The sequence below is a fragment of the Pseudomonas gingeri genome, from assembly GCF_013385425.1.
GTDB lineage: Bacteria > Pseudomonadota > Gammaproteobacteria > Pseudomonadales > Pseudomonadaceae > Aquipseudomonas > Aquipseudomonas gingeri_D.
The window spans coordinates 165,538-191,421 of record NZ_JACAQA010000009.1; the positions used below are offsets into that span (position 1 = coordinate 165,538).

Below are 25,884 nucleotides of genomic sequence, written 5' to 3' on the forward strand. Positions count from 1 at the left end.
GGCGGACCTCAGGCAAGCGCGATCAGAGATCGGCTGGAAGCGGTTGCTTGAGCCACAGCTGGGCGTTCTTCTCCAGGCTGCCGTCGGCCTTGGCCGTGGCGAGGATCTGGTTCACTTTTTCCAGCAGCGCCGGTTCGTTCTTGTTCACGCCGACGTAGACCGGCGAGTCCTTGAGCTTGACCTTCAGGGCCGGAATGCGTTTCGGGTTGCGTTCGGCGATGGCGACCATCACCACGTTGCCGCTGGCGATCAGGTCGACCTGCTTGGCCAGGTACGCGGCGATAGTGGTGTTGTTGTCCTCGAAGCGCTTGATGGTCACGCCTTCGGGGGCCACGGCGGTCAGCTCGATGTCCTCGATGGCGCCACGGGTGACACTGATGGTCTTGCCCTTGAGATCGGCCAGGCCGTTGATCGGCGCGTCCGGCGGACCGAACACCGCGAGGTAGAAGGGCGCATAGGCCCGGGAAAAGTCGATGACCTTCTCCCGCTCCGGGTTCTTGCCGAGGCTGGAAATCACCAGGTCGACCTTGCCGGTGGTGAGGAACGGAATGCGATTGGTGCTGTTGACCGGGGTCAGTTCCAGCTTGACCTTGAGTTGTTCGGCCAGCAGCTTCGCGGTGTCGATGTCCAGGCCACGGGGTTTCATGTCCGGGCCCACCGAGCCGAACGGCGGGAAGTCCTGGGGCACGGCGACCTTGAGGGTGCCACGGGCGATAATGTCGTCCAGGCCATTGGCGTGGGCGGGGGCCTGGCTCAGCATCAGGCTGGCCAGCAAGGCAGTGAGCAGGGCGCTGCGGCGTTTGGTCATGGCAACTCTCCGAATCCAGAAGGCAATCTCTGTCCGGGGCAGTGCACAGCCCATGCCACACTTGCCCCAAGCCGTGCCCCCGCTGCTGTGGCAGGGTTTTTCATGGTCTTACTGGTCTGAACAGTTGCGGGGCTTTCGCACCCTTATCGAGCATGGGTTCGCGGCGTTGAACCAGCGCTGGGCGTGACTTGCCGGATCTTGCCAATAGCTTTACAACTAGCGCTTTCCCGGACTGACAGCTGAAAAAAACGATGAATTCGATCTCCCGCGCCGTCCCGGAAGTGGCGCTGCAAGCTATTCGCAAACTGATTGCCGACGAGGGTTTCGGCCCGGGGGACGTGCTGCCTTCGCAGCGCGACCTGGCGCTGCGCCTGGGGGTGAGCCGGGCGTCGCTGCGCGAGGCATTGTCGTCCCTGAGTGCCCTGGGAGTGATCAGCGTGCAACCGGGCAAGGGCGTCTTCGTGCAGGCGCCGGTGGAGTTGGCGCCTGCGGCCGGTGGCCTGGCCTGGCCGTTCGCGGCCCAGGCCTCGGCGGAGGATATCTTCCAGTTGCGCTATGCCCTGGAGGGTTTTGCCGCCGGCCTGGCGGCGGTGACCTTGACCGCCGATGAGCTGGATGCCTTGCAGGACAACGTCGAGGCCTTGCGGCTGGAGCTCAAGGCCGGGGATTTCGAGGCGGCCGCGCGGCTGGATTTCGATTTTCACCGACGCATCCTGCTGGCCAGCGGTAACCAGGCCATGGCCGGTATCCTCAGTGCCAGCGCCGAGCTGTTCCTGGAAAGCCAGAAACTGCCGTTCATCCGGGCGGAGCGGGCCATGGAAACCTGGCAGGAGCACCGCAAGATCCTCCGCGCCTTGGCGCGTCGCGCCTCGGGGCCGGCACAAAAGGCAATGCAGGAACATGTGCGCAATGCCGCCCTGCGCACCGGTATTGCCTTCGTCACGCCCGGCTGACCGTTGGTATTTGTGTGCGGGGGCCGTATTGGCTATACCCAAACTGATCATTTGTCATAGTTAGACTCAATCAACTGCGGCTTCCTGTACGTAGGAAGGACGGCTATGATGGGCAACGTTTTTTTTGGCTTACAAATCCGGAGACTTCCATGAGCAGCGATCTGATCAAACACGTTAGCGACGCTAGCTTCGACGCTGATGTACTCAAGGCCGAGGGCGCTGTACTGGTCGACTACTGGGCTGAATGGTGCGGTCCCTGCAAGATGATCGCCCCTGTGCTGGACGAAGTTGCCGAGACCTACAAAGGCAAGCTGACTATCGCCAAGCTGAACATCGATGAAAACCAGGAAACCCCGGCCAAGCACGGCGTGCGTGGTATCCCGACCCTGATGCTGTTCAAGAACGGCGAGATTGCCGCGACCAAGGTCGGCGCACTGTCCAAGTCGCAACTGACCGCGTTCCTCGACGCTCACCTGTAAGGTCGGCATCGGCAAAAAAGGCCCCGCAAATAGCGGGGCTTTTTTCGTTGTCAGGGGCTAGACGTTCACAATTGCAGGTGTTACATTCGGCCCCGCACTGGTTTCTCCACTGCCCCCTGCAAGCCGTCGCCGACGCTCTCCTTTTCGAACAAGTACGCGATCCTGTCGCCTTCTCTGCGGCGCGGCCTCATTAAGCCAAAAGCTTAATTTCTCCCCCCTCCATAAATGATTACGTCATTCCTATATGAATCTGACTGAACTCAAGCAAAAGCCGATTACCGAACTGCTCGAATTGGCCGAACAGATGGGCATAGAAAATATGGCCCGTTCGCGCAAGCAGGATGTGATTTTCTCCCTGCTGAAAAAGCACGCGAAAAGCGGCGAGGAAATCTCCGGTGATGGCGTGCTGGAGATCCTCCAGGACGGCTTCGGCTTCCTCCGCTCTTCGGATGCCTCCTACCTGGCCGGCCCGGACGACATCTACGTCTCGCCGAGCCAGATCCGCCGCTTCAACTTGCGCACCGGTGACACCATCGTCGGCAAGATCCGTCCGCCGAAGGAAGGTGAGCGTTATTTCGCTCTGCTCAAGGTCGACACGATCAACTTCGATCGTCCGGAAAACGCGAAGAACAAGATTCTCTTCGAGAACCTGACGCCGCTGTTCCCGACCGTGCGCATGAAGATGGAAGCCGGTAACGGTTCCACCGAAGACCTCACCGGTCGCGTGATCGACCTCTGTGCGCCGATCGGCAAAGGCCAGCGCGGCCTGATCGTGGCACCGCCGAAAGCCGGCAAGACGATCATGCTGCAGAACATTGCGGCGAACATCACCCGCAACAACCCGGAAGTGCACCTGATCGTCCTGCTGATCGACGAGCGTCCGGAAGAAGTGACCGAAATGCAGCGCACCGTGCGCGGCGAAGTGGTCGCCTCGACGTTCGACGAGCCGCCAACCCGTCACGTGCAAGTGGCCGAAATGGTCATCGAGAAGGCCAAGCGCCTGGTCGAGCACAAGAAAGACGTGGTCATCCTGCTCGACTCCATCACCCGTCTGGCTCGCGCCTACAACACCGTGATCCCGAGCTCCGGCAAGGTCCTGACCGGTGGTGTCGACGCCCACGCCCTGGAGAAGCCAAAGCGTTTCTTCGGTGCCGCGCGTAACATCGAGGAAGGCGGTTCGCTGACCATCATCGCCACCGCGCTGGTTGAAACCGGCTCGAAGATGGACGAAGTGATCTACGAAGAGTTCAAGGGTACCGGTAACATGGAACTGCCCCTGGACCGCAAGATCGCTGAAAAGCGCGTCTTCCCGGCGATCAACATCAACCGTTCCGGCACCCGCCGCGAAGAGTTGCTGACTGCCGACGACGAGTTGCAGCGCATGTGGATCCTGCGCAAGCTGCTGCATCCGATGGATGAAGTCGCTGCCATCGAGTTCTTGATCGACAAGCTGAAACAGACCAAGACCAACGATGAGTTCTTCCTGTCGATGAAACGCAAGTAAGTCGAGCAGGGCCGCAAAAGCCGGGGAAACCCGGCTTTTTGCTGTCCGGGTGTTGTTCGATTGCGCGGTATCGGGGCGAACCGGGTAAACTGCCCACCCCGAACGCCACGGATCTACGAGGCTCACGCATGCAGTATCGCGACTTGCGCGACTTTATCAGCGGCCTGGAACAGCGCGGCGAACTCAAGCGCATCCAGGTTCCGGTGTCCCCTGTCCTGGAAATGACCGAGGTCTGCGACCGCACCCTGCGGGCCAAGGGGCCGGCGTTGCTGTTCGAGAACCCCACCGGTTTTGATATCCCGGTACTCGGCAACCTGTTCGGCACGCCCGAGCGCGTGGCCCTGGGCATGGGCGCCGAAGCGGTCAGCGAACTGCGGGAAATCGGCAAGCTGCTGGCTTTCCTCAAGGAGCCGGAGCCGCCCAAGGGGCTCAAGGACGCCTGGTCCAAGCTGCCGATCTTCCGCAAGATCATCGCCATGGCGCCGAAGGTGGTCAAGGATGCGCCCTGCCAGGAAATCATCATCGAGGGCGATGACGTCGACCTCGGCAAGTTGCCGGTCCAGCATTGCTGGCCGGGCGACGTCGCGCCGCTGATCACCTGGGGCCTGACGGTCACCAAGGGGCCGAACAAGGACCGCCAGAACCTCGGCATCTATCGCCAGCAGGTGATTGCCCGCAACAAGGTGATCATGCGTTGGCTCAGCCACCGTGGCGGTGCGCTGGATTATCGCGAGTGGTGCGAGAAGTATCCGGGTCAGCCGTTCCCGGTGTCCGTGGCCCTGGGCGCGGACCCCGCGACCATTCTCGGTGCCGTGACCCCGGTGCCGGACAGCCTCTCCGAATACGCCTTCGCGGGCCTGCTGCGGGGTAACCGCACCGAGCTGATCAAGTGCCGTGGCAATGACCTGCAAGTGCCGGCGTCGGCGGAAATCGTCCTGGAAGGCGTGATCCATCCGGGGGAAATGGCCCCGGAGGGCCCTTACGGCGATCACACCGGCTACTACAACGAAGTCGACAGCTTCCCGGTGTTTACCGTGGAACGCATCACCCACCGGATCAAGCCGATCTACCACAGCACCTACACCGGTCGGCCACCGGATGAGCCGGCGATTCTCGGCGTGGCGCTGAACGAAGTGTTCGTGCCGATCCTGCAGAAGCAGTTCCCGGAAATCACCGACTTCTACCTGCCGCCGGAAGGTTGCTCGTACCGCATGGCCATCGTCACCATGAAGAAGTCGTATCCGGGCCACGCCAAGCGCGTCATGTTGGGTGTCTGGTCGTTTTTGCGACAGTTCATGTATACCAAGTTCGTTATCGTCACCGACGACGATATCAACGCCCGCGACTGGAACGACGTGATCTGGGCCATCACCACGCGCATGGACCCCAAGCGCGACACGGTGATGATCGATAACACGCCGATCGACTACCTCGACTTCGCCTCGCCGGTGTCCGGCCTGGGTTCGAAGATGGGGCTCGATGCCACGCACAAATGGCCCGGCGAGACCACGCGTGAGTGGGGCCGGGTGATCGTCAAGGATGAGGCCGTGACCCGACGGGTCGATGCCATTTGGAATCAGTTAGGAATAGATTGATGCGTGTGACCTTGCAGCCGTCCGGCGCCGTGCTTGAGATACGGCCCGGCGAGCGGATTCTCGACGGTGCCCGGCGCCTGGGCTATGACTGCCCGCAGAGCTGTCGCAACGGCAACTGCCATGTGTGCGCCGCGCTGCTGGTGGAAGGGCGGGTCGTGCAGGCCGGTGACGTGCGTGACCACGGCGAGTTCTACACTTGTATTGCCGAACCCCTGGAAGACTGTGTGGTGCTCTGGGATGGCGTGCTCGCGCAAGGAGAACTGCCGGTGCGCAAGTTGGCCTGTCAGTTGATCGAATGCGCCGAGATCGGTGGTGATGTCTGGCGCGTGCGCCTGCGCGCGCCGGCGGGCAAGCCGCCGCGTTATCACGCCGGCCAGTACCTGATGATCGAACGCGACAGCGGCGAGAAGTCGGCATTTTCCCTGGCCTCGGCGCCCCATGCCGGGCGCGATCTTGAGCTGCATGTGCTGGTGCGCGAAGCCAGTGCCCAGGGTTTGATCGAGCAGTTGCAGCGCAACGGCATGGCGCGGGTCGAACTGCCGTTTGGCGATACCCACCTGGCCCAACTGCCCGAGGGGCCGCTGGTGCTGATCGCGGCGGGTACCGGCATGGCGCAGATGAGCAGCCTGATCGAGCATTGCCGTTCCAGTGGCTTCCAGTACCCGGTGCACTTGTACTGGGGCGTGCGCCGGCCCGAGGACTTCTACACGTTGGAGCATTGGGAGGAGTGGAAGCAACTGCCGAACCTGTTCCTGCACAAGGTGGTCAGTGATCTGTGTGGCTGGGAAGGGCGTTGCGGGATGCTGCACGAGGCGGTCCGCGAAGACATTGCCGACCTGTCTGGGGTGAGTGTCTATGCCAGCGGCTCGCCGGCGATGATCTATGCGACGTTGGATGCACTGGTGAACGCCGGGATGGATGCACATCAGATGCGTGCCGATGTGTTTGCCTACGCGCCCAGGCCTTAGTGCCTGGCGTTTGATTCTTCTGCGCCTGTTCCATCGCCTTCGCGGGCAAGCCCTGCTCCTACAGTACGGCGTCGATTGCAGATTTTGTGTACGACACAGAACTGTAGGAGCAGGGCTTGTCGGGACGCCGCGCCGCCGCGAAGAGGGCTTCAAGACCGCTGCAAATCCCTCAGAAACGCACCCCGGCGGTAAGCATCGCCGCATTAAAACCCAGTAACACCACCTCCGCCGCCACCGGCCCGTAATGCGCGCCGACGGAAGGAATGATCACCGGCGCAACGCCCAGGTGATTCAGCGGGATCTTGTCGCGATATTCGCCTTTGTATCCCTGAAGTAAGCCACCTGTGACTTTCAGGTACACCGGATAGTTGGCGCTCTCGAATCGTTTACCCGCATAGGCGTAATACGAACGCTGGCTGAACGAGTTGCGAAACGTCGCCGCCCCATAGAGAAACCCCGAGGCGTCATTGCGCTCCAGGCCGATCAGGTCCTGGTGATTATTGTGGTCCGGGTCCGGTGAGAAGTGACGGGTAACGACGCTGGTTTGCAGGTACCAGAAGCCCTTGTCAGCCGCGTCCGAATCGTTCGACGCCCAGGCGCTGGGCGCCAGCAGAAACAGGCACAGGGCCTGGATAAGGAGTGATGGGTTCATGGTCATTGGCCCCTGGTGAAACCGTAGCGATTGAAGTAGGCGGCCGTTATACGTAAGTCCAAATCGGATTATCAGATCGTGGCCTCTGAAATATCTGTAGGGGTTTTCCCGTACGCGATGTTTAGCTTATCGTTATATGATTTTGATATTTAATTTATTTGTTACATAACATTAGGCTATATGCCCATCGGACCACCGGCTTTGTATCTGCCAATCAACACCACAATGACCGACACCGTTCGCCACACGGACCGATCGTGCGAACTCGGGGCAAGACGCCTCGACCTTGGATTCAAAGGGGAGCGGTATGGGGAGCAACACGCAACAACGTTTGTACACGGCGATTTTGTCGGCACATTTGCTGACCGCCGCCAGCGCTTTTACCTTCAGTTCGACGGCTGCCGCCGAGGCGGAAAGCGCCGAAGCGCCAAAGCTCGACACCGTTATCGTCACCGGCACGCGCTCCCAGGAGCGCACGGCCAGCCAGTCGCTGTCGCCCATCGATGTGATCAGCGGCGACAGCCTGCGCGGCACCGGCTCGGATGAGCTGGGCACAGTGCTGGCGAAGTTGATTCCGTCCATCAACTTCCCGCGGCCGAGCCTGGTGGATGGCGCCGAGCTGGTGCGCCCGGCGCAATTGCGCGGGCTGTCACCGGACCAGGTGCTGGTGCTGGTCAATGGCAAGCGGCGCCACACCAGCGCCTTTGTCAACCTGGGCGGCGCGGTGGGCCGGGGCTCGGCACCGACCGACCTGAATGCGATCCCGCTGTCGTCGATCGACCATATCGAAGTGCTACGCGATGGCGCGTCCGCCCGCTACGGCTCGGACGCGATTGCCGGGGTGATCAACATCATCCTCAAGAACGCCGACCATGGCGGTTCGATCTCCAGCAAGTTCGGTGAATACAAGAAGGGCGACGGTATCCAGCGGCAGATCTCCGGCAACAGCGGGTTCGCCATCGGTGACAACGGCTACTTCAACCTGTCCGGCGAAGGTGCCGACAACGATTACACCAACCGTGCCGGTAACGACTACCGTCCCGCCAGCGTCGGTTCCACCACCTATGGCCAGCAAGTGTTCCGCCAGGGGGAGCCGGCCAGCGACGAAGGCAAGCTGGCCTTCAACTCGGCTTACAGCTTCAACGACGCCGCCGAACTCTACAGCTTCGGTGGCTACAGCAAGCGCCGGGGCGAAACCGCCGGCTTCTATCGCGCCAGCAATGCCTCGAACAACCTTCCGGCGATCTACCCCAACGGTTACCTGCCGCTGATTCGCGGCGACCTCGAGGACACTTCCCTGGTGGTCGGCCTGCGTGGCCTGCTGACGGATAACTGGCACTACGACCTGTCCGCCAACTACGGCAAGAACCAGTACGACCTGAGCACCGAGACGATCAACACCTCGCTGGGCCTGAACACCCCGCGCAAATTTGAAAACGGCACCCTGAGCAACGACCAGCGCCAACTGAGCCTGGACCTGTCGCGGGAATTCAGCCTCGGCTGGCTGCCGTATCCGGTGTCCGTGGCGTTCGGCGGCGAATACCTGCGCCAGGGTTACCAGATCAGCGCCGGCCAGCCTGAGTCCTATTACCAGACCGGCAGTTCCGGCCTTGGCGGCTTCCGCGAATCGGATGCCGGCAGCTATTCGCGGCATAACTTCGCCCAGTACCTGGACCTGGAAACCAACTTCACGGAAAAACTCAGTGCCTCGGCGGCGGTACGTCGCGAGGACTACAGCGACTTCGGTGCCAACGTCAGCGGCTCGTTGTCGGCGCGCTACGATTTCACCCCGCAGGTGGCCTTGCGCGGCAGCGTCTCCAACGGCTTCCGCGCACCGTCCCTGGCCCAGCAGAACTTCGCCTTTACCTCCTCGCAACTGATCGGCTCGACCGTGCAGGAGACCGGGGTGTTCCCGGCCAACGGCAAAGTGGCGCGGTTGCTCGGCTCCGATGATCTGAAACCGGAGAAGTCCCGCAACTACAGCCTCGGCCTGGTGCTGCAGCCGACGGACAACCTGACGCTGACCGCCGATATCTACCGGATCGATATCAGCGACCGCATCAGCCTGTCGTCCAACCTGTCGCTGAACAACGCGGCGATCGCCTATCTGCAGGCCAACGGTGTGGGCAATATCAACTACACCAGCGCCCGCTACTTCACCAATGCAACCAGTACCCGCACCGACGGCATCGACCTGGTGGCCAACTATCGCTACCAGCTGGACAACGGGGTGCGCTGGAACAGCACCCTGGGCTACAACTTCAATCACACCAAGGTCACCGACGTGAAGGCCAACCCGGCGATTCTCAATCAGTTGGGGGTCAATCTGTTGCGGGTCGACCGCCGTGAAGAGCTCGGTCTGCTGGGTGACAGCACGCCGGAGCAGAAGCTGACCCTGGGTAACGACTTCAACTACGGCAACTGGACGCTGCACACGACCCTGGTGCGTTATGGTTCCTTCACCAGCTACCAGGCCGATCCGACCTATGACCAGACCTTCAAGGCGGCCTGGCTGCTGGACCTGGCGGTGGACTACAAGCTGAAGAACTGGACCTTTACCGTGGGCGGCGACAACGTCACCGACAAATACCCGGAGAAACTCAATGCCTACGCCAGCAACGGTGGCAACCTGGCCTACAGCACTTTTTCGCCGTACGGTTACAGCGGTGCGTTTTATTACGGTAAAGTGACTTACAACTGGTAATGATCAAGAACCCCGCGCAATCCGCCATGACCGCTATCGATCCCGCGTTGTCGAGTTTGGCCTATCCGCCGCGCCTGGAACTGGGGGCGCAACTGACCCACGAGCAACTGCTCTGCTCCATGCAGGCCACCATGGCCCGGCACAAGGGCGGACCGGTCTGGCTGTTCGCCTACGGCTCGTTGATCTGGCGTCCCGAGTGCTCCGCCGTGGAGCGGGTGCGCGGGCGGGTTCATGGTTATCACCGGGGTTTGTACCTGTGGTCCCATGAACACCGGGGCACGCCGGAGTTTCCGGGGTTGGTGTTCGGCCTGGATCGCGGCGGTTCCTGCAGCGGTTTTGCCTATCGGTTGCCGGACGATCAGCTGGAGGCGTCGCTCTATGCCTTGTGGCAGCGGGAGATGCCGGTGCCGTCCTATCGGCCGCACTGGCTCAATTGCCGCCTGGCCACGGGGCAGACGGTTCAGGCGCTGGGTTTCGTGCTCGAGCGGCACTTGCCCAGCTATGCCGGCAACCTGCCGGACCATGTGCTGAACCAGGTGCTCGAAAGCGCCTGTGGGCGTTATGGCACCACCCGCGACTACGTCGAGCAGACCGCCAGCGCCCTGCGCAGCCACGCCATGCCGGATCGCAATCTGGAAGCGCGACTCAAGCGCTGCCGTTCGGCCTCGCATTAATATCACGGCGATGTTTAAAACCATTCAGTGAAATATACCGCCCTATTTTTATAATCTTCAAAAGCGCTATTTGATATCGATGTGGAAGACGTTATCAAAGAGAGAGATTCTTTGTGGGGCCGTTTTTATATTCAAGAATTGTTTCATTATCCGCGTTCATGAATGAGCTGGGGCAGTGCTATAACGAGTGATCTTTTGCACTCGGGTAAAGCTCCATATGAAACTGAATATAGTGCGTGGGCTATCTGCCATTGTCAGTACCGGCATGCCAATACAACATGGCCGAGCCTTTCAGCGTGTGGCTGACACTCACGAGTGTGTCATTGCCGTGCGGGCCGTGGGGCCTTGCGCCACGGGGTTGTTGTTGGAAAGTTATGCCACCAAGGGCTTTCACAATAAAGCCAAAAGTTGCACCTGGGGGCCGATGGCCGGGTTTGTCCTGGCGGATCCAAGATTTACCAAAAACCCGGATATCGCCAGTCAGCGTAAAGCCTTGCAAGGAGCAGTCAGTTCAGGGGGCGACGAGACGCCGTTGTATATAACCAATGAGCGACGCAAGGCACTGGAAACTCAGCTGAAGTGCATGACGCTGGTGGGTGGGAATAACCAGGAAATGCGTTATATGGCGTCTGGTCCAACGGGTGTTTCCATGAGTTTCATATTGAAATATACAACGGGTGTGGCGGGCACCAAGGGCGAGGGACTCTGGGGCGTGTTTTATGGACCGCAGGAAAGCCGCCTGTCCAATAACCTGACGGGACTCAACCAGGCACAGGATCGGACAAACCTGCTCCCGGTCATGGCCATTGTCGACCCCTATTGCCCGGTGGAGGTGCGCCAGACTTATCGGGCCGCGACCACCTGTGATTATGACCTGTGGGCGGTTTTCCCCCGGCGCAGCAGCTATTCCCGCTCAGGGGCGGACCGACGTCGGGTGCCGGGCAGTGATCGCCTGCGTCAGGGGCTGAAGTCTTTTATCCAGCATGAGGATCCCCACCTGGGCAACATTACGCCACGTATCAATCTACTCCGGACCGCGCTGAACACTGCGGTTCGTACGGAAGGCTATCAGGGCGGAGATGTGGTGCACCACAGCGACGAAGCGGGGCGTCCGCTGGTTTCGGATATCGATTTTCCCTGCCTGTTCTTTATCCCCCATGAAGAGGCCTATTGCGCCCGTAATGTGCACGATGTGAAGCACCTGCTCAGTGTGTTGAGCTTTGACTATGTCCTCGGCCTGAATCCGGGTTGGCATCGTCAATTGGGGCTCTCAGTAAGCCGGGAAGGACACTACGAGGTTTAGCGTCGCTTCCCTTCGGTATCAGCCGGGAAACGCCGGTTCATCGATCTTTTCGCTGCGGGACTCGATCAACTGCCCTTTGTGGTCAAAGCGCAGCACGATCAGCCAGTCATATACATCCTCCGGCCAATGCTTTTGCCCGGTCAGCTTTTTCGCATCGCCACCAAAGGCTTCGATCAGGTTATCGATATGCCCGTGGTGCCAGGCGATCAGTACCACCGGCACGCTGTTGTCCTTGCCCAGGGATTTGACCAGCTTGTCGACCTCGTCGTCGGCGTAGGGTTGTTCGATGGGCAGGTTCAAGCGCTGCGACAGCGGGGTGAGGGTCAGGCGTGGCCGGTCGCTTTCCTTGCTGTCGCTGGTGGCAATCAGGCGTTGCGGGGTCAGTTGTGCGCCGTCCAGCGACAAGGGATCGAAGTAGCTGGCGTAGGCCTGGGCCCGATGTTCACCCGCGGGGCTGAGCCCGCGACCCTGGTCGGGTTTTTCCCCGTGGCGAACGATCAGCACCGTGACATCGCTCAAGCCGACTTCCTTGTGGGCCATGGCCGGTGTGGCGAGTATCAGCGCCGAGAAAGCGAGTACGCCGGGGAGCAGGGTCTGTAGCAGTTTGAGCATGGATTTGCCTCGATGGGATGCAGGGGCGCGCTCGTCATGAGCGCGCCCGGGCCATGGGCAAAATATAGCGGTATTCAGGCAGCGTGCCGGGTGAAACTGTCGTCAGGTGCTCAACGCACCTGCACCACCACTTTGCCGACGGCCTTGCGCTGGGCCAGGTCATTGATGGCCTGGGCGGTCTGCGCCAGGGGATAGGTCTGCGATACCAGCGGCTTCAATTTGCCTTCGGCAAACCAGCTGAACAGTTGCTGGAAGTTGGCGGCGTTGTCCTGGGGCTGGCGCTGGGCGAACGAGCCCCAGAACACCCCGATCACCGCCGCACCCTTGAGCAGTGCCAGGTTCACCGGCAGCTCCGGGATTCGTCCGCTGGCAAAACCCACCACCAGCAGGCGGCCGTTCCAGGCGATGGAACGGATGGCCTGGTCGAACAGGTCGCCGCCGACCGGGTCGTAGATCACGTCGACGCCGTTGCCGTCGGTCAGGCGCTTGATTTCATCCTTGAGATTGTCCTGGCCATAGTTGATCAGTTCATCGGCGCCGAGGGCCTTGGCCACCGCCAGCTTCTCCGCGCTGCTGGCGGCGGCGATCACCCGGGCGCCCATGGCCTTGCCGATTTCCACGGCGGCCAGGCCCACGCCTCCGGAGGCGCCGAGTACCAGCAGGGTTTCCCCCGGCTGCAACTGCGCACGCTGCTTGAGGGCGTGCATGGAGGTGCCGTAGGTCATGCTGAAGGCGGCGGCGGTGGTGAAGTCCATGGCGGGGGGGATCGGCAGCACGTTATAGCCGGGCACTTTCACCTCTTCGGCAAAACTGCCCCAGCCGGTCAGGGCCATCACCCGGTCGCCGACCTTGAGGTGGCTGATCTTCTCGCCCACCGCGACGACCACGCCGGCCGCTTCACCACCCGGGGAAAACGGGAAGGGCGGCTTGAACTGGTATTTGCCCTCGATGATCAGCGTATCCGGGAAGTTCACCCCGGCGGCGTGTACCTGCAGCAGGATCTCGTTCTTCGCGGGCACCGGGCTGGCGACCTCTTCCAGCACCAGCGTTTCGGCGGGGCCGAAGGCTTTGCAGAGCACGGCTTTCATCGGGCTATTCCTTTGGGAGTGATGGCCGATAAGTGTAGGTGTGTGAGTCGAAGGGTCAACGAGCATGCCCCACCCTGATAGTCCGCCATAAGCTTTTGCTTGGGCAGGGCGGTGCGGGTCGCTATGCTAGGCCGCAAACCGGATAAGGAGCGAATTGTGAAAGCGTTGATCATGTTGATGTTGGCCTTGTCCCTGCCGTTGGCGGCAGTGGCGGCGGAAGAAGCCAAGGAAGGGGAAGGCGCGGGTCCGAAAGTCAGCTATATCAGCCTGACGCCGCCGTTTGTCGGTAACTATGGTCTTGATGGCAGCCCGAAACTCAAGGTCTACAAGGCCGATGTGGCCTTGCGCGTGACCGGTGAGGAAGCGGCCAAGGCGGTCAAGGCCAACGAGCCGTTGATCCGTAACCAACTGGTGGCGCTGTTCGCCCAGCAGACCGTGGATTCGATGAGCAACGTCGACGCCAAGGAAAAGATGCGCCAGGAAGCGCTGAAGCAGGTTCAGCAGGTGATGAACGACGAAACCGGCAAGCCGGTGGTCGAGGACCTGCTGTTCAATAACCTGATCGTTCAGTAAACCTAGGACGCCAGGCTCCTGCGGAACCGCGCCAGGGCCACGCTGAAGAACACCAGGCCGATGCCCGCCAGCGCCAGCAGGTCGGGCCAGACCACGCTGACCCCGGCATCGCGGAACAGGATCGCCGACGCCAGGCTGACGAAGTGCGTCGACGGCGAGCCCTGCATCACCCATTGCAGCCAGGTCGGCATGCTGTCCAGCGGCGTGCTGCCGCCGGACAGCAGGAGCATGGGGATGATCACCGGGATCGCCAGCAGACCGAACTGCGGAGTCGAGCGGGCCAGGGTCGCGAGGAAAATCCCCAGGGCCGTGCTGGCGAACAGATACAGCGCCGTCACCCCCAGGAACAAGCCCAACGAGCCGGCCAACGGCACGCCCAGCGCGCCCTTGACGATCACTTCCAGCGACACCCAGGTGCAGATCACCACCACCAGCAGGTTGCTCCAGATTTTCGCCAGCATGATTTCCAGGGCCGTGAGTGGCAGCACCAGCAGGTGATCCAGGGTGCCGTGCTCGCGTTCGCGCAGCAGTGCGGTGCCGGTGAGGATGATCGCCAGGATGGTGATGTTGTTGACGATCTGGATCACCGCCAGGAACCAGCCGCCCTCCAGGTTGGCGTTGAACAACGCCCGGCTGGTCAGTAGCACCGGCGTCTGGCTCGCGGCGTCGGCCTGGCCGCCGTACTCGAGGAGTTCGCGCTGGAAGATCCGCCCGATATAGCCGGCACCCATGAATGCCTGGCTCATGGCGGTGGCGTCGACGTTGACCTGCACGGTGGGTGAGCGGCCGGCCAGCAGGTCGCTCTGGAAGTTGGCCGGCACATTGATCACGAAGGTGTACTGGCCGCTGTCCAGGGCCGCGTCCAGGCGGTCGTAGGGCAATGGCGCCGGGCGCTGGAATTCCGGCGGTTGCAGGGCATCGCCCAGTTTGCGCGACAGCGCGCTGCGGTCCTCGTCCACCAGGGCGACACTGGCGTTGTGCACGCCGATCACCGAGCCGGCCGCGGGCATGTAGATCGCCACGCTGAAGGCATAGAACAGGAACAGCAGCAGGACGCTGTCATGGCGCAGGCTGGTCAGTTCCTTGATGCCGAGGCGCAGGATATGGGCGAGCTTGTGCATCAGGCCTCCTGCTTCTTGAGCATGAGCAGGCTCAGGCCGGTAAAGGCGACGAAGAACCCGAACAACGCCAGGCACTGCGGCCATAGTTCGCGCAGGTCCAGGGCCTTGGTGAAGGTGCCGACGGCGATATCGAGAAAGTGCCCGGCGGGGAACAGCATGCCCATCAACGCGGCGCCGCCTTCCAGCGACGAGCGCGGCACGATCAATCCGGAAAACTGGATGGTCGGCAGGCTGGTGATGATCATGGTGCCGAGGATCGCGGCGATCTGGGTGCGGGTGAAGGCCGAGATCAGCAGGCCCATGCCGGTGGTCGCGAGCACATAGAGCATGCCGCCCAGGGCCAGGGTCAGGCCGCTGCCCTTGAAGGGCACGCCGAACAGCCAGCGGTTCATCGCCACCAGCAGGGCCAGGTTGATCAGGCTGACCACCAGATACGGCGCCTGCTTGCCCAGCAGGAACTCCAGGCGGGTCAGGGGCGTGGCATAGAAGTTGGTGATCGAACCGAGCTCCTTCTCCCGAACAATGCCCAGGGCGGTGAGCATCGCCGGGATAAAGGCCAGGATCAGCGCCATGACGCCGGGGCCGATGGCATTCACGCTGACCACGTCCTGATTGTAGCGAAAGCGGGTTTCCAGTCGGGCGGCGGGGCGGGCGTCGTAGGCCGGGCTGCTTTGCGCCGCCAGTTGCTCGAGGTTGGCCTGGTGCACGGCCTCGACATAGTTGCGGCTGGTTTCGGCGCGGAACGGCATGCCGCCGTCCAGCCAGGCGGCGACCGTGGGTTGGCGCCCGGCATACAGGTCGCGGCCGAAGCCCGGGGGGATCTCCAGCGCCAGCTTGATCTCCGAGCGTTGCAGGCGCTGGTGCAGTTGCGCGGCATCGCGGATCGGGGTTTTCTCTTCGAAGTAACGCGAGCCGCGGAAGGCTTCCAGGTAGGCCCGGCTTTGTGGCGTCTGGTCCTGGTCATAGACGGCGAAGGCAAGATTTTCCACGTCCAGGGAAATCCCGTAGCCGAAGATCACCATCATGAACAGCGATCCCAGCAGGGCGAAGGCCAGTCGCACCTTGTCGCGCAGCAGTTCCTTGCCTTCGCGGCTGGCCACGGCCAGCAAGCGTGCCGGACTGAAACCGGTCTTGTTCGGTGCCAGGCCGGACGACGGCAGCGCTGTGTCGCCGCTGGCGGCCTGCGGTTCCGGCGAACTGCCCTGCGCCTGCTCCAGGCAGCGGACAAAGGCGGCCTCCAGGGTGTCGCCGTGAAACTGTCGTTGCAGGGCGTCCGGGGTATCGCAGGCGAGCACCTGGCCGGCATGCATCAAGGAAATACGGTCGCAGCGCTGGGCTTCGTTCATGAAGTGGGTGGAGAGAAAGATCGTCACACCCTGTTCCCGGGACAGCTCGATCAGCAGGCGCCAAAAGTCATCCCGTGCCGCCGGATCGACCCCGGAGGTGGGTTCGTCGAGGATCAGCACTTCCGGGCGATGGAGTACGGCCACTGCCAGCGACAGGCGTTGGCGCAGGCCCAGGGGCAGGGCGCCGGACGGCTGGTCGGCGATCTCGCCAAGGTTGAAGCGCTGGATCAGTTCCTCGATCCGGGTCGCGCTGTCGGCCTTGGGCAGGTCGAACAGGCGCGCGTGCAATTCAAGGTTCTGCCGCGTACTGAGTTCGCCGTACAGCGAGAAACTCTGGGACATGAAGCCGACCCGCTTGCGGGTCGCCAGGTCCGCGGCGTCCACCGGTTTGCCGAGCAGCGTGGCACTGCCTTCGCTGGCGGGCATCAGGCCGGTGAGGACCTTCATCGTGGTGGTCTTGCCGCAGCCGTTGGAGCCGAGAAAACCGAAGATCTCGCCGCGACCGATGGCGAAGCTGACCTTGTTCACCGCCGTGAAGTCGCCGAAGCGCAAGGTCAGTTCGTGGGCTTCGATGGCGATATCGGTCTGGCCGGCGTCCCGGGGCGGGATCACCAGGGGCTGGTTGTCGTGGCCGCTGTCGCCCTGGAAATGGGTGAAGGCGTCGTCGAGCTTGCCGCTCGCGGTGCTGGCGGCCAGTTCCTGGCTCAGGCCGGCGGCGATCAGGCGGCCACGGTCGAGCATCAGGCAGTGCTCGAACTGTTCGGCCTCCTCCATATAGGCGGTGGCCACCAGCAGCGTCAACTGCGGGCGCTGGCGGCGGAATTCATCCACCAGTTCCCAGAAACGCCGCCGCGACAGCGGGTCGACGCCGGTGGTGGGCTCGTCGAGGATCAGCAGGTCGGGGTCGTGGATCAGCGCACAGCACAGGCCGAGCTTCTGCTTCATGCCGCCGGAGAGTTTGCCGGCCGGCCGCTCGCTGAAGTGCTCAAGGTCGGTGGCGCGCAGCAGACTGTGCATGCGCAGGTCGCACTCGGCCTTGCCCAGCCCGAACAGCGTGGCGAAGAAACGGATGTTTTCGCTGATCGACAAGTCGGGGTAAAGGTTGCCTCCCAGGCCCTGGGGCATGAAGGCGATGCGCGGGTACAGACTGCTGCGGTGGCGGCGCTCGTCGATGGCCCCGCCGAGCACCTGCAACTGGCCTTGCTGGAGTTTCTTGACCCCGGCGATCAGTCCCAGCAGGCTCGATTTCCCGGCGCCGTCCGGGCCGATCAGGCCGCAGCGGGTTCCGGCGGGCAGGCTGAAGGCGATGTCGATCAGGGCCTGCTGATCGCCGTAGCGATGCTGGATGCCACTGGCTTGCAGCGCCAGGTCGCTCATTTCAGGTTGGCCGGCCAGTCCACGGGACTTGTGCGCACGTAACCGGCGCCGGGCATGCCGGGCTTGGCCTGGGGCACGGCGGCGGGTTCGGTCAGGCGCAGTTTGACCCGGAACACCAGTTTCTGCCGTTCGTCGCGGGTTTCCACTTCCTTGGGGGTGAACTGCGACTTGGCGGCGACGAAGGCGACTTTCGCCGGCAGGGGATGTTCGGGCAGGGCGTCGAGCAGGATCCGCGCGTCGTCGCCCTGGGTCAGGCGGCCGACCACGGAGGCGGGCAGGTAGAGGTTCATGTACTGGTCGTTGGGGTCGATCAGCAGCAACACCCGGCCGCCGGCGCCGAGAACTTCCCCGGGTTCGGCCAGGCGCAGCTGGATAATGCCGTCGAGGGGCGCACGCAGGCTGCTGTCATCGATTTCGCTGGTCAACTGGGCGACCTGGGCCTGGGCCGCGCCGATGGCGGCGTTGGTGGCCGAGACCTGGGCCTTGGCGGCGGTCAGCGCGGCGGTGCTGGTGTCGTAGCGGGCCTGTTGCTGGTCGATCACCTGGCCGCTGGCGAAACCACGCTGGGACAGTTCGCGAAAGCGCTTGAGCTCCTGGCCGGCCAGCAACAGTTCGCTTTGGCGCAGTTGCACGTTGGCCTGGTTGGCGGCGAGGTTCTCGCGGGCGCGCAGCACTTCGGCTTCGGCCTGGTTGCGCTGGGCTTCGAGGGTGCGGGTGTCGAGGCGGGCGAGCAGTTGGCCCCGGGTGACCTTGTCGCCTTCGTTGACCAGCACTTCGGCCAGCCGGCCCGGGGTTTTGCTGGCGATCTGCACTTCGGTGGCTTCAAGGCGGCCGTTGCCCATGCCGAGGCCTTCGGGCAGGCGGTCGTGAAGGGACTTCCAGTAGCCGAAGCCACCGGCGGCGGCCAGCAGCACGAGCAGGGCACCGGCGAAAAGACGGGAACTGTGTTGATTCATCGACATTACGGCATCCTGCGTCAGTAGCGTCCAATTTTGACCGGATACGCGGCGAAACGCGTTGATATTGGTCAAATGAACGGCAAGCCTAACCTGAATCGGGTGGGGGATGCATGGTCGGATGATGTGTTGTCAGTGCGGGCCTCTTCGCGGGCAAGCCCTGCTCCTACAGTCCTGCGTCGTTCAGCCCACTTGTGTACGACACAATACTGTAGGAGCAGGGCTTGCCCGCGAAGAGGCCGGTAGCTTCAGCGCAAAGCCAGAACCGCTGCCCACTGTTCAGCTGTGACCGGCATCACCGATAATCGGCTGCCTTTCTGCACCAGCGGCATCTCCGCCAGCTCGGCCTGCTGCTTCAGATAGCCGAGCCCCAGCACCTTGCCAAAGGTCTCCACATGGGCCACCTGCAACGCGCTCCAGGGATTCTTCTCGGCACTGGCCTTGGGGTCGTGATACGGACTCTCCGGGTCCAGCGCCGTCGGGTCCGGATAGGCCGCCGCGACGATCCGACCAATCCCGGCAATCCCTGGCTCCGGGCAGCTGGAGTGATAGAAGAAAAATTCATCACCGGCCGCCATCGCCCGCAGGAAATTGCGCGCCTGGTAATTGCGCACGCCATCCCAGCGTGTCTCGCCGAGCTTGGCCAGGCCTTCGATGGACAGTTCGTCGGGCTCGGATTTCATCAGCCAATAGGCCATGGTTTTGCTCCTTGGGCAATTTGTCGGGCAATTTCGGGCACTAACCGACGGTCGGTTGACGCCAGTGTTTGCGTAGTGCTTCACGTTATCGCAAAATGCCGGGATTTTAAGCTTGACGCTGCTGCACGGCCTATAACGAAAACCGTTGCTGTCATCGTGGATCATTTGCCTAGGGGGGCAATCGATGAAACGCAAACCGGATTTACTATGGATTTTGGTGATTTTGTTCGGTTTGGGCGTGGTCACTACGGGCTATGCCCAGGGCCTCTGGTCCGGCAAGAAAGACGTGCCGGTGGAAATCGTCCAGAAGCTGCCTCAGCAGTCGACTCTGTTCAAGCGCTGATCCCGGCGGTTCTTGCCGGATCCAGCCGATTCTTTATTGCGCGAAATACCAAGCGCGGTCGGTGACCGTGCCCTGTAACGGCACATCCCAGCTGGCCTGATTCAACTTCGCGACTTTCTGGCATTCATGGGCCAGCCCCAGCAGCGTCGGCTTGCGCCAGCTTTGACGGCGGGCCAGGTACGCCAGGCTGCGGTCATAGAAACCGCCGCCCATCCCCAGTCGTCCGCCCTCCACATCGAAACCCACCAGTGGCAGCAGCACCAGGTCCAGCGTCCAGACCTTGCGTTGCGCGGCCAGCTTGACCCTTGGCTCAAGGATGCGAAAACGATTGGGTTGCAGCTTCTCCCCCGGCCGAATGCGCTGGAACACCATCCGCGTGCGCGGCCAGGCGCTCAGCACCGGCAGATAGGTGTGCTTGCCGCGCCGTTGTGCTTCACGCAGCAGCAGGCGCGGATCGATCTCGCCGTCGGTGGGCAGGTACAGGGAAATATGGCGGGCGCGGCGAAACAGCGGGTGTTGCGCCAATTGCCGGTACAGGCCACGGGCCGCCTGGCGTTGTTCGCTGGCGCTGAGCGCGCGGCGGGCTTTGCGCAGCAGTCGTCGAAGTTGCGGGCGGGAAGGCGGCGCAGGTTCGGTCATGGCATCTGGCTTGGGCAATCGAGCGGCCAGGACGGCAACTCGTTAACACCAATGCCGGCAGTGAAAGCCGGCACTGGGTTGAAATCAGGCTCCCCGACGTACCGCTGTCGGCTTAGCCCTTGAACCCGAGAGTTCAAGGTGGAAGTTGCAGGAGGCCTTAAGGCTTTCCGTCTAGCGGACATGCGCACCGGCCCCAACGTGCAACTCCCGTGGTTTTGCGAATCGGCTCAGGGACATCACCAACTGGCAAGCACTCCAGGGAGTGGCATCAGTATACCCGAAACTCGCTGTAGGAATCAGCCTTTGCTGTTGTCCGGATCAGTGGACAGCGCCAAATCGACACGCTCGAGCAGATCACGCACCTGTTCGCGGGTCGAGCCGCTGGCCTGCACATCCGGGCGTTCCTGGCGGTGCAGCAGGTCGTGGGTAATGTTCAGCGCGGCCATCACGGCGATGCGATCGGCACCGACGACTTTGCCGCTGCTGCGGATTTCGCGCATCTTGCCGTCCAGGTAGCGAGCGGCACTGACCAGGTTGCTGCGTTCTTCCTGCGGGCAGATGATCGAATATTCTTTATCGAGGATCTGCACGGTCACGTTATTGCTTGAACTCATGAGTCTTGCTCCAGGGCTTTGAGGCGCGAAATCATGGATTCGACCTTACGCCGGGCGATTTCGTTTTTTTCAATGAGGGTTGCGCGCTCCTCGCGCCAGGTCTTTTCCTGAGCTAGTAAGAGTCCATTTTGGCTTTTTAGTTGCTCGACCCGGGTAATCAACAGTTCGAGTCTGGCCATCAGCGCGTGCAGGTCGGTGTCTTCCATCGGGTATCCACTGAATATGACTGATGAGCGGTAGTAATCACGGCGCGGAGCAAACGTTTGGACGGCCGATGGTCTGGCTCGTGCGCGAATGCTAGGATACAAGGCCTTCATTCTAGACATTGCGCCGCTTGGCGCCTAGCCGCCCATGCCCATTCAGAATTCCCCGTATAACGCCTTTGCCACCCTGCTGAGCACCAGCGGTCATCCTGTCTCGCCCGCCGAACTTCACGGCCTGTTGCTCGGCCGCAGTTGCGCCGGTGCCGGCTTCGAAGCTGACAGTTGGCTGGTGGACGCCGCCGAGCTGCTCGAAGGCGAACCGCAAGACAACGTGCGCAACGCCCTGATCGGCCTGCAAGAGATGGTCAAGGGCGAGCTTACCAGCGACGACATGACCGTTGTCCTGTTGCTGCCCACCGACGATGCGCCCCTGACCGAGCGTGCGATTGCGCTGGGCCAGTGGTGCCAGGGTTTCCTCGCCGGTTTCGGCCTGACCTACCGCGCCAATGCCCTGAGCGCCGAGGCCACCGAGGTGCTCCAGGACCTGGCGGCCATCGCCCAGGTGCAGGAAGCCCTGGAAGAGTCCGACGACGGTGAAAGCGACTATATGGAAGTCATGGAATACCTGCGGGTCGCGCCGCTGCTGCTGTTCACCGAAATCAACAAACCGGCTGAACCGGCTGCCAAGCCTTCTCTGCACTAAGAAGCCTTCAGACAGGGAGCTCCATCTGCCCATGATCCATATCCCGAAAGCGGAATACGCCCGGCGCCGCAAGGCCCTGATGGCGCGGATGGAACCCAACAGCATCGCGATCCTGCCGGCCGCCGCCGTGGCGATCCGCAATCGTGATGTCGAGCATGTCTATCGCCAGGACAGCGATTTCCAGTACCTGAGCGGCTTTCCCGAGCCCCAGGCGGTGATCGTGCTGATCCCCGGCCGGCCCCACGGCGAGTACCTGCTGTTCTGTCGTGAGCGCAATGTCGAGCGCGAGCTCTGGGACGGCCTGCGCGCCGGCCAGGAGGGCGCGATCCGCGACTTCGGTGCCGACGACGCGTTCCCGATCAACGATATCGACGACATTCTCCCGGGCCTGATCGAAGGGCGCGACCGGGTCTATTCGGCCATGGGCAGCAACCCGGAGTTCGACCGGCACCTGATGGAGTGGATCAACGTGATCCGTTCCAAGGCCCACCTCGGTGCGCAACCGCCGAACGAATTCGTTGCCCTGGATCATCTGCTGCACGACATGCGCCTGTATAAATCGGCGGCGGAAGTGAAAGTGATGCGCGAGGCCGCGGCGATTTCCTGCCGTGCCCATGTGCGGGCGATGCAAGCCAGCCGCGCCGGATTGCATGAATTCAGCCTGGAGGCGGAGCTGGACTACGAGTTCCGCAGGGGCGGGGCGAAGATGCCGGCCTACGGTTCCATTGTCGCGACCGGGCGCAACAGCTGCATCCTGCACTATCAGCAGAATGACGCAGTGCTCAAGGACGGCGACCTGGTGTTGATCGACGCCGGTTGCGAGATCGATTGCTACGCCAGCGATATCACCCGTACCTGGCCGGTCAACGGGCGATTTTCGCCGGAGCAGAAGGCGATCTACGAACTGGTGCTGGCGTCCCAGGAAGCGGCTTTTGCCGAGATCGCGCCGAACAAGCATTGGAACCAGGCCCACGAGGCGACGGTGCAGGTGATTACCGCCGGGCTGGTGGAACTGGGGTTGCTGCAGGGCGATGTCGACGAGTTGATCGCCAGCGAAGCCTACAAGGCTTTCTACATGCACCGTGCCGGGCATTGGCTGGGGATGGATGTGCATGATGTCGGCGACTACAAGGTCGGCGATCAATGGCGCGTGCTGGAGGTCGGCATGGCGCTGACCGTGGAGCCGGGGATCTATATTTCCCCGGACAACCAGAACGTGGCGAAGAAATGGCGAGGCATTGGCGTGCGCATTGAGGACGATGTAGTGGTGACCAGACAAGGCTGTGAGATTCTCACCGGCGGCGTGCCCAAGACCGTGGCCGAGATCGAGGCGCTGATGGCGGCTGCCCGGATCCAGGCGGCATGAGTCGGGTCAATCTGGCGATCATCGGCGGTGGCCTGGTCGGTGCCAGCCTGGCGTTGGCCTTGCAGGCCGGGGCCAAGGCCCGGGGCTGGAAGATTACCCTGATCGAACCGTTCGCCCCCGGCGACAGTTATCAACCCAGCTACGACGCGCGTTCTTCGGCGCTGTCCTTCGGCGCCCGGCAGATCTATCAGCGCCTGGGTGTGTGGCAGTCGATCAGCCCGCGCGCCGAGCCGATCAAGCAGATTCATGTGTCCGACCGCGGGCGTTTCTCCACTGCGCGGCTGTCCGCCATGGAGGAGGGCGTGCCGGCCCTGGGTTATGTGGTGGAAAACGCCTGGCTGGGGCAATGCCTGTGGCAGGTCCTGGACCAGGACGTGATCAGTTGGCGCTGTCCGGCCGAGGTCACCCACCTGCAACCGCTGGAAGATGGCTATCGCCTGACCCTGGGGGATGAAACCCAGCTGGACTGCGACCTGGCGATCCTGGCCGACGGTGGCCGTTCCGGGTTGCGCGAGCAGTTGGGGATCGGCGTGCGCAAGCGGCCTTATCACCAGAGTGCGCTGATCGCCAATATCACCCCCAGCGAAGCCCATAACGGCATGGCCTTCGAGCGCTTTACCGACGAGGGGCCGATGGCCCTGCTACCGTTGCCGGAGAATCGTTGTGCGCTGGTCTGGACCCGTCTCGGGATGGATGCCCAGCGTCTGGCCGACCTGGACGAGCGCAGTTTCCTCGCCGAGTTGCAGGGGGTGTTCGGCTATCGCCTGGGCACCTTGCGCCAGGTCGGCGCGCGGCACCTGTACCCGCTGAGCCTGGTGGAAGCCGAAGAACAGGTGCGTGCGCATCTGGTGGTGCTGGGCAACGCCGCCCATAGCTTGCATCCGATTGCCGGGCAGGGCTTCAACCTGTCCCTGCGCGATGCCCAGGCCCTGGCCGAGGCCTTGCTGGCGAGCACGGCACCCTTGGGCGACCTGAGCACCTTGCAGGCCTATCAGGAGCGCCAGCGCCTGGACCAACAGCTCACCGTGGGCTTCTCCGACCAGGTCACCCGCCTGTTCGGCAATGCCCAGCCGCTGGTGGCCCTGGGGCGCAATATCGGCCTGCTGGGCCTGGACCTGCTGCCGCCGGCCAAACGCTGGTTCGCCCGGCAGGCGATGGGCCTGGGTACCCGTTCCGATGTCTAGGACGTGGCCGGGCCCGGAATGCGCCCGTATCCACACCTCGAACCCTGTAGGAGCAGGGCTTGCCCGCGAAGGGGGCCTTGAGGCCGCCAAAAGCTTCGCGGGCAAGCCCTGCTCCTACAAGGTCCGCATAACCTTCACTAAGGCTTAAAGCATGGAAATGCGCGCAGATGTGCTGATTGTCGGGGCCGGAATGGTCGGAAGCGCCCTGGCCCTGGCGTTGAAAGACAGCGGGCTGGAGATTCTCCTGCTCGACGGCAGCCCCCTGAGCGTCAAGCCGTTCGACCCGCAGGCGGCCTTCGAGCCGCGGGTCAGTGCGCTGTCCGCCGCCAGCCAGCGGATTCTCGAACGCCTCGGCGTGTGGGACGGGATCAGCGCCCGGCGGGCCAGCCCGTACCGCGACATGCAGGTCTGGGACGGCAGCGGCACCGGGCAGATTCACTTCTCGGCGGCCAGCGTGCATGCCGAGGTGCTCGGGCATATCGTCGAGAACCGGGTGGTCCAGGATGCCTTGCTCGAACGCCTGCATGACTGCGACATGGGCCTGCTGGCCAATGCACGCCTGGAGCAGATGCGCCGCTCCGGCGACGACTGGCTGCTGACCCTGGCCGATGGTCGCAAGCTGCGCGCACCCCTGGTGATCGCCGCCGACGGGGCCAATTCGGCGGTGCGCCGCCTGGCCGGCTGTGCCACCCGCGAGTGGGACTACCTGCACCATGCGATCGTGACCAGCGTGCGCAGCTCGCAACCGCACCAGATGACCGCCTGGCAGCGTTTTACCGATGACGGTCCGCTGGCATTTTTGCCCCTGGAGCGTGATGGGCAGCAGGACTGGTGCTCGATCGTCTGGTCGACCACGCCGGAGCAGGCGCAGCGCCTGATGCTGCTGGAAGAGGACGCCTTCTGCCGGGAGCTGGAGCGGGCCTTCGAAGGTCGGCTGGGGACCGTGCTGTCGGCGGACTCACGGCTCTGTGTGCCGCTGCGTCAACGCCACGCCAAACGTTATGTGGCCGAAGGGCTGGCGCTGATCGGCGATGCCGCGCACACCATTCACCCGCTGGCTGGCCAGGGTGTGAACCTGGGCTTTCTTGATGCGGCGGTGCTGGCTGAAGAACTGCTGCATGCGTGCGAACGTGGCGAGCGGCTGGCGGATGTGCGGGTGCTCAGCCGTTTCGAGCGGCGGCGCATGCCCCACAACCTGGGGTTGATGGCAGCGATGGAAGGTTTCGAGCGGCTGTTCCAGGCGGACTCGCTGGCACTGCGCTGGCTGCGTAACACCGGGTTGAAAAGCGTCGAGCAGATGCCCGAGGCCAAGGCGCTGTTCGTGCGCCAGGCGCTGGGGCTGACGGGCGACCTGCCGGAGCTGGCCAGGGCCTGACGGGCCTCGTGCAACATCTGGTAACTCCTCCGTCCCCGGTTAGGTT

The 25,884-nt window shown here is 62.8% G+C and carries 25 protein-coding genes and 1 other RNA gene; 14 read left to right on the forward strand and 12 right to left on the reverse strand.

Annotation, left to right across the window (positions count from 1 at the left end; all coding sequences use genetic code 11):
* Positions 1-22: 22 nt before the first annotated feature.
* Positions 23-808 carry a transporter substrate-binding domain-containing protein gene (locus HX830_RS14445; protein ID WP_100942098.1) on the reverse strand — a complete coding sequence of 262 codons (786 nt, stop codon included), beginning with the start codon at positions 806-808 and terminating at the stop codon, positions 23-25.
* A gap of 251 nt (positions 809-1,059) precedes the next feature.
* Between HX830_RS14445 and HX830_RS14450 the strand changes: the two genes are divergently transcribed.
* The 5 genes from HX830_RS14450 (at position 1,060) to HX830_RS14470 (ending at position 6,307) form a co-directional block, all read left to right on the forward strand.
* Positions 1,060-1,761 (forward strand): FadR/GntR family transcriptional regulator, encoded by a 702-nt coding sequence (locus HX830_RS14450; RefSeq protein WP_177100883.1) that lies wholly within the window; start codon positions 1,060-1,062, stop codon positions 1,759-1,761.
* 149 nt (positions 1,762-1,910) lie between these two features.
* Positions 1,911-2,240, forward strand: coding sequence for a thioredoxin TrxA (gene trxA / locus HX830_RS14455; RefSeq protein WP_103496082.1), 330 nt, complete (start codon positions 1,911-1,913; stop codon positions 2,238-2,240).
* A gap of 244 nt (positions 2,241-2,484) precedes the next feature.
* Complete coding sequence (gene rho / locus HX830_RS14460) at positions 2,485-3,744, forward strand: transcription termination factor Rho (RefSeq protein ID WP_100942095.1); 1,260 nt, start codon at positions 2,485-2,487, stop codon at positions 3,742-3,744.
* A 128-nt stretch (positions 3,745-3,872) separates the two neighbouring features.
* A complete protein-coding gene (ubiD, locus tag HX830_RS14465; protein ID WP_177100885.1) occupies positions 3,873-5,339 on the forward strand; it encodes a 4-hydroxy-3-polyprenylbenzoate decarboxylase in 1,467 nt (488 codons plus the stop codon).
* On the forward strand, positions 5,339-6,307 hold the full coding sequence (locus HX830_RS14470) for a CDP-6-deoxy-delta-3,4-glucoseen reductase (protein ID WP_177100887.1): 969 nt from the start codon (positions 5,339-5,341) through the stop codon (positions 6,305-6,307). The genes ubiD and HX830_RS14470 overlap by 1 nt, the downstream gene beginning before the upstream one ends.
* Positions 6,308-6,476: 169 nt before the next feature.
* On the opposite strand, the gene HX830_RS14475 is transcribed toward HX830_RS14470, so the two are convergent.
* On the reverse strand, positions 6,477-6,959 hold the full coding sequence (locus HX830_RS14475) for a sn-glycerol-3-phosphate transporter (protein WP_218171292.1): 483 nt from the start codon (positions 6,957-6,959) through the stop codon (positions 6,477-6,479).
* A 307-nt stretch (positions 6,960-7,266) separates the two neighbouring features.
* On the opposite strand from HX830_RS14475, the gene HX830_RS14480 reads away from it, so the two are divergent.
* The 3 genes from HX830_RS14480 to HX830_RS14490 all read left to right on the forward strand — a co-directional run bounded on the left by HX830_RS14480 (position 7,267) and on the right by HX830_RS14490 (position 11,640).
* Entirely contained in the window at positions 7,267-9,663 is a 2,397-nt protein-coding gene (locus HX830_RS14480) for a TonB-dependent receptor plug domain-containing protein (protein ID WP_177100889.1), read from the forward strand.
* Positions 9,664-9,689: 26 nt separating this feature from the next.
* Positions 9,690-10,337, forward strand: coding sequence for a gamma-glutamylcyclotransferase (locus HX830_RS14485; RefSeq protein WP_103496086.1), 648 nt, complete (start codon positions 9,690-9,692; stop codon positions 10,335-10,337).
* Between the two features lie 217 nt (positions 10,338-10,554).
* Positions 10,555-11,640, forward strand: coding sequence for an anthrax toxin-like adenylyl cyclase domain-containing protein (locus HX830_RS14490; RefSeq protein ID WP_177100891.1), 1,086 nt, complete (start codon positions 10,555-10,557; stop codon positions 11,638-11,640).
* 18 nt (positions 11,641-11,658) lie between these two features.
* On the opposite strand, the gene HX830_RS14495 is transcribed toward HX830_RS14490, so the two are convergent.
* Together HX830_RS14495 and HX830_RS14500 are read right to left on the reverse strand one after the other, a co-directional pair.
* Entirely contained in the window at positions 11,659-12,252 is a 594-nt protein-coding gene (locus HX830_RS14495) for a flagellar basal body-associated protein FliL (protein WP_177100893.1), read from the reverse strand.
* A 110-nt stretch (positions 12,253-12,362) separates the two neighbouring features.
* Positions 12,363-13,340, reverse strand: a complete 978-nt coding sequence (locus HX830_RS14500; protein ID WP_177100895.1) for an NADPH:quinone oxidoreductase family protein — start codon at positions 13,338-13,340, stop codon at positions 12,363-12,365.
* A 156-nt stretch (positions 13,341-13,496) separates the two neighbouring features.
* Here HX830_RS14500 and HX830_RS14505 point away from each other — a divergent pair, with 156 nt between their 5' ends.
* Positions 13,497-13,913 (forward strand): flagellar basal body-associated FliL family protein, encoded by a 417-nt coding sequence (locus tag HX830_RS14505; RefSeq protein WP_177100897.1) that lies wholly within the window; start codon positions 13,497-13,499, stop codon positions 13,911-13,913.
* A 2-nt stretch (positions 13,914-13,915) separates the two neighbouring features.
* Here the strand turns inward: HX830_RS14505 and HX830_RS14510 are convergent, their stop codons facing one another.
* The 4 genes from HX830_RS14510 to HX830_RS14525 all read right to left on the reverse strand — a co-directional run bounded on the left by HX830_RS14510 (position 13,916) and on the right by HX830_RS14525 (position 19,411).
* Positions 13,916-15,034 carry an ABC transporter permease gene (locus HX830_RS14510; protein WP_177100899.1) on the reverse strand — a complete coding sequence of 373 codons (1,119 nt, stop codon included), beginning with the start codon at positions 15,032-15,034 and terminating at the stop codon, positions 13,916-13,918.
* Positions 15,034-17,757 carry a ribosome-associated ATPase/putative transporter RbbA gene (gene rbbA / locus HX830_RS14515; RefSeq protein WP_177100901.1) on the reverse strand — a complete coding sequence of 908 codons (2,724 nt, stop codon included), beginning with the start codon at positions 17,755-17,757 and terminating at the stop codon, positions 15,034-15,036. Before rbbA ends, HX830_RS14510 begins: the two co-directional genes overlap by 1 nt.
* The gene (locus HX830_RS14520) at positions 17,754-18,719 is read right to left on the reverse strand and encodes an HlyD family secretion protein (protein WP_152736730.1); all 966 of its coding nucleotides are present in this window, start codon (positions 18,717-18,719) and stop codon (positions 17,754-17,756) included. Before HX830_RS14520 ends, rbbA begins: the two co-directional genes overlap by 4 nt.
* Positions 18,720-18,961: 242 nt before the next feature.
* The gene (locus HX830_RS14525; RefSeq protein WP_103496094.1) at positions 18,962-19,411 is read right to left on the reverse strand and encodes an EVE domain-containing protein; all 450 of its coding nucleotides are present in this window, start codon (positions 19,409-19,411) and stop codon (positions 18,962-18,964) included.
* A 184-nt stretch (positions 19,412-19,595) separates the two neighbouring features.
* Between HX830_RS14525 and HX830_RS14530 the strand changes: the two genes are divergently transcribed.
* Positions 19,596-19,754, forward strand: a complete 159-nt coding sequence (locus HX830_RS14530; RefSeq protein ID WP_177100903.1) for a hypothetical protein — start codon at positions 19,596-19,598, stop codon at positions 19,752-19,754.
* Positions 19,755-19,787: 33 nt separating this feature from the next.
* On the opposite strand, the gene HX830_RS14535 is transcribed toward HX830_RS14530, so the two are convergent.
* From HX830_RS14535 to HX830_RS14550, 4 genes are all read right to left on the reverse strand, one after another.
* Positions 19,788-20,393, reverse strand: coding sequence for a 5-formyltetrahydrofolate cyclo-ligase (locus tag HX830_RS14535; RefSeq protein ID WP_152736732.1), 606 nt, complete (start codon positions 20,391-20,393; stop codon positions 19,788-19,790).
* A gap of 86 nt (positions 20,394-20,479) precedes the next feature.
* A non-coding RNA gene (gene ssrS / locus HX830_RS14540) (6S RNA) lies at positions 20,480-20,658 on the reverse strand.
* A gap of 31 nt (positions 20,659-20,689) precedes the next feature.
* Complete coding sequence (locus HX830_RS14545; protein ID WP_103496097.1) at positions 20,690-21,007, reverse strand: cell division protein ZapA; 318 nt, start codon at positions 21,005-21,007, stop codon at positions 20,690-20,692.
* Complete coding sequence (locus HX830_RS14550; protein WP_100942079.1) at positions 21,004-21,213, reverse strand: TIGR02449 family protein; 210 nt, start codon at positions 21,211-21,213, stop codon at positions 21,004-21,006. Before HX830_RS14550 ends, HX830_RS14545 begins: the two co-directional genes overlap by 4 nt.
* Positions 21,214-21,358: 145 nt before the next feature.
* Here HX830_RS14550 and HX830_RS14555 point away from each other — a divergent pair, with 145 nt between their 5' ends.
* The 4 genes from HX830_RS14555 to HX830_RS14570 all read left to right on the forward strand — a co-directional run bounded on the left by HX830_RS14555 (position 21,359) and on the right by HX830_RS14570 (position 25,838).
* A complete protein-coding gene (locus HX830_RS14555; protein ID WP_152736733.1) occupies positions 21,359-21,913 on the forward strand; it encodes a YecA/YgfB family protein in 555 nt (184 codons plus the stop codon).
* A gap of 31 nt (positions 21,914-21,944) precedes the next feature.
* Positions 21,945-23,279, forward strand: a complete 1,335-nt coding sequence (pepP, locus tag HX830_RS14560) for a Xaa-Pro aminopeptidase (protein ID WP_103496098.1) — start codon at positions 21,945-21,947, stop codon at positions 23,277-23,279.
* The gene (gene ubiH / locus HX830_RS14565) at positions 23,276-24,463 is read left to right on the forward strand and encodes a 2-octaprenyl-6-methoxyphenyl hydroxylase (protein WP_177100905.1); all 1,188 of its coding nucleotides are present in this window, start codon (positions 23,276-23,278) and stop codon (positions 24,461-24,463) included. Before pepP ends, ubiH begins: the two co-directional genes overlap by 4 nt.
* Before the next feature lie 157 nt (positions 24,464-24,620).
* Positions 24,621-25,838 carry a 2-octaprenyl-3-methyl-6-methoxy-1,4-benzoquinol hydroxylase gene (locus HX830_RS14570; RefSeq protein WP_177101019.1) on the forward strand — a complete coding sequence of 406 codons (1,218 nt, stop codon included), beginning with the start codon at positions 24,621-24,623 and terminating at the stop codon, positions 25,836-25,838.
* The last annotated feature ends 46 nt before the right edge of the window (positions 25,839-25,884 follow it).

Bases quoted from the DNA above. Each gene is read 5' to 3' on its own strand.
- HX830_RS14445 (WP_100942098.1), bottom strand. From the start codon at position 808: ATGACCAAACGCCGCAGCGCCCTGCTCACTGCCTTGCTGGCCAGCCTG.
- HX830_RS14450 (WP_177100883.1), top strand. From the start codon at position 1,060: ATGAATTCGATCTCCCGCGCCGTCCCGGAAGTGGCGCTGCAAGCTATT.
- trxA (WP_103496082.1), top strand. From the start codon at position 1,911: ATGAGCAGCGATCTGATCAAACACGTTAGCGACGCTAGCTTCGACGCT.
- rho (WP_100942095.1), top strand. From the start codon at position 2,485: ATGAATCTGACTGAACTCAAGCAAAAGCCGATTACCGAACTGCTCGAA.
- ubiD (WP_177100885.1), top strand. From the start codon at position 3,873: ATGCAGTATCGCGACTTGCGCGACTTTATCAGCGGCCTGGAACAGCGC.
- HX830_RS14470 (WP_177100887.1), top strand. From the start codon at position 5,339: ATGCGTGTGACCTTGCAGCCGTCCGGCGCCGTGCTTGAGATACGGCCC.
- HX830_RS14475 (WP_218171292.1), bottom strand. From the start codon at position 6,959: ATGAACCCATCACTCCTTATCCAGGCCCTGTGCCTGTTTCTGCTGGCG.
- HX830_RS14480 (WP_177100889.1), top strand. From the start codon at position 7,267: ATGGGGAGCAACACGCAACAACGTTTGTACACGGCGATTTTGTCGGCA.
- HX830_RS14485 (WP_103496086.1), top strand. From the start codon at position 9,690: ATGACCGCTATCGATCCCGCGTTGTCGAGTTTGGCCTATCCGCCGCGC.
- HX830_RS14490 (WP_177100891.1), top strand. From the start codon at position 10,555: ATGAAACTGAATATAGTGCGTGGGCTATCTGCCATTGTCAGTACCGGC.
- HX830_RS14495 (WP_177100893.1), bottom strand. From the start codon at position 12,252: ATGCTCAAACTGCTACAGACCCTGCTCCCCGGCGTACTCGCTTTCTCG.
- HX830_RS14500 (WP_177100895.1), bottom strand. From the start codon at position 13,340: ATGAAAGCCGTGCTCTGCAAAGCCTTCGGCCCCGCCGAAACGCTGGTG.
- HX830_RS14510 (WP_177100899.1), bottom strand. From the start codon at position 15,034: ATGCACAAGCTCGCCCATATCCTGCGCCTCGGCATCAAGGAACTGACC.
- rbbA (WP_177100901.1), bottom strand. From the start codon at position 17,757: ATGAGCGACCTGGCGCTGCAAGCCAGTGGCATCCAGCATCGCTACGGC.
- HX830_RS14520 (WP_152736730.1), bottom strand. From the start codon at position 18,719: ATGTCGATGAATCAACACAGTTCCCGTCTTTTCGCCGGTGCCCTGCTC.
- HX830_RS14525 (WP_103496094.1), bottom strand. From the start codon at position 19,411: ATGGCCTATTGGCTGATGAAATCCGAGCCCGACGAACTGTCCATCGAA.
- HX830_RS14530 (WP_177100903.1), top strand. From the start codon at position 19,596: ATGAAACGCAAACCGGATTTACTATGGATTTTGGTGATTTTGTTCGGT.
- HX830_RS14535 (WP_152736732.1), bottom strand. From the start codon at position 20,393: ATGACCGAACCTGCGCCGCCTTCCCGCCCGCAACTTCGACGACTGCTG.
- HX830_RS14545 (WP_103496097.1), bottom strand. From the start codon at position 21,007: ATGAGTTCAAGCAATAACGTGACCGTGCAGATCCTCGATAAAGAATAT.
- HX830_RS14550 (WP_100942079.1), bottom strand. From the start codon at position 21,213: ATGGAAGACACCGACCTGCACGCGCTGATGGCCAGACTCGAACTGTTG.
- HX830_RS14555 (WP_152736733.1), top strand. From the start codon at position 21,359: ATGCCCATTCAGAATTCCCCGTATAACGCCTTTGCCACCCTGCTGAGC.
- pepP (WP_103496098.1), top strand. From the start codon at position 21,945: ATGATCCATATCCCGAAAGCGGAATACGCCCGGCGCCGCAAGGCCCTG.
- ubiH (WP_177100905.1), top strand. From the start codon at position 23,276: ATGAGTCGGGTCAATCTGGCGATCATCGGCGGTGGCCTGGTCGGTGCC.
- HX830_RS14570 (WP_177101019.1), top strand. From the start codon at position 24,621: ATGCGCGCAGATGTGCTGATTGTCGGGGCCGGAATGGTCGGAAGCGCC.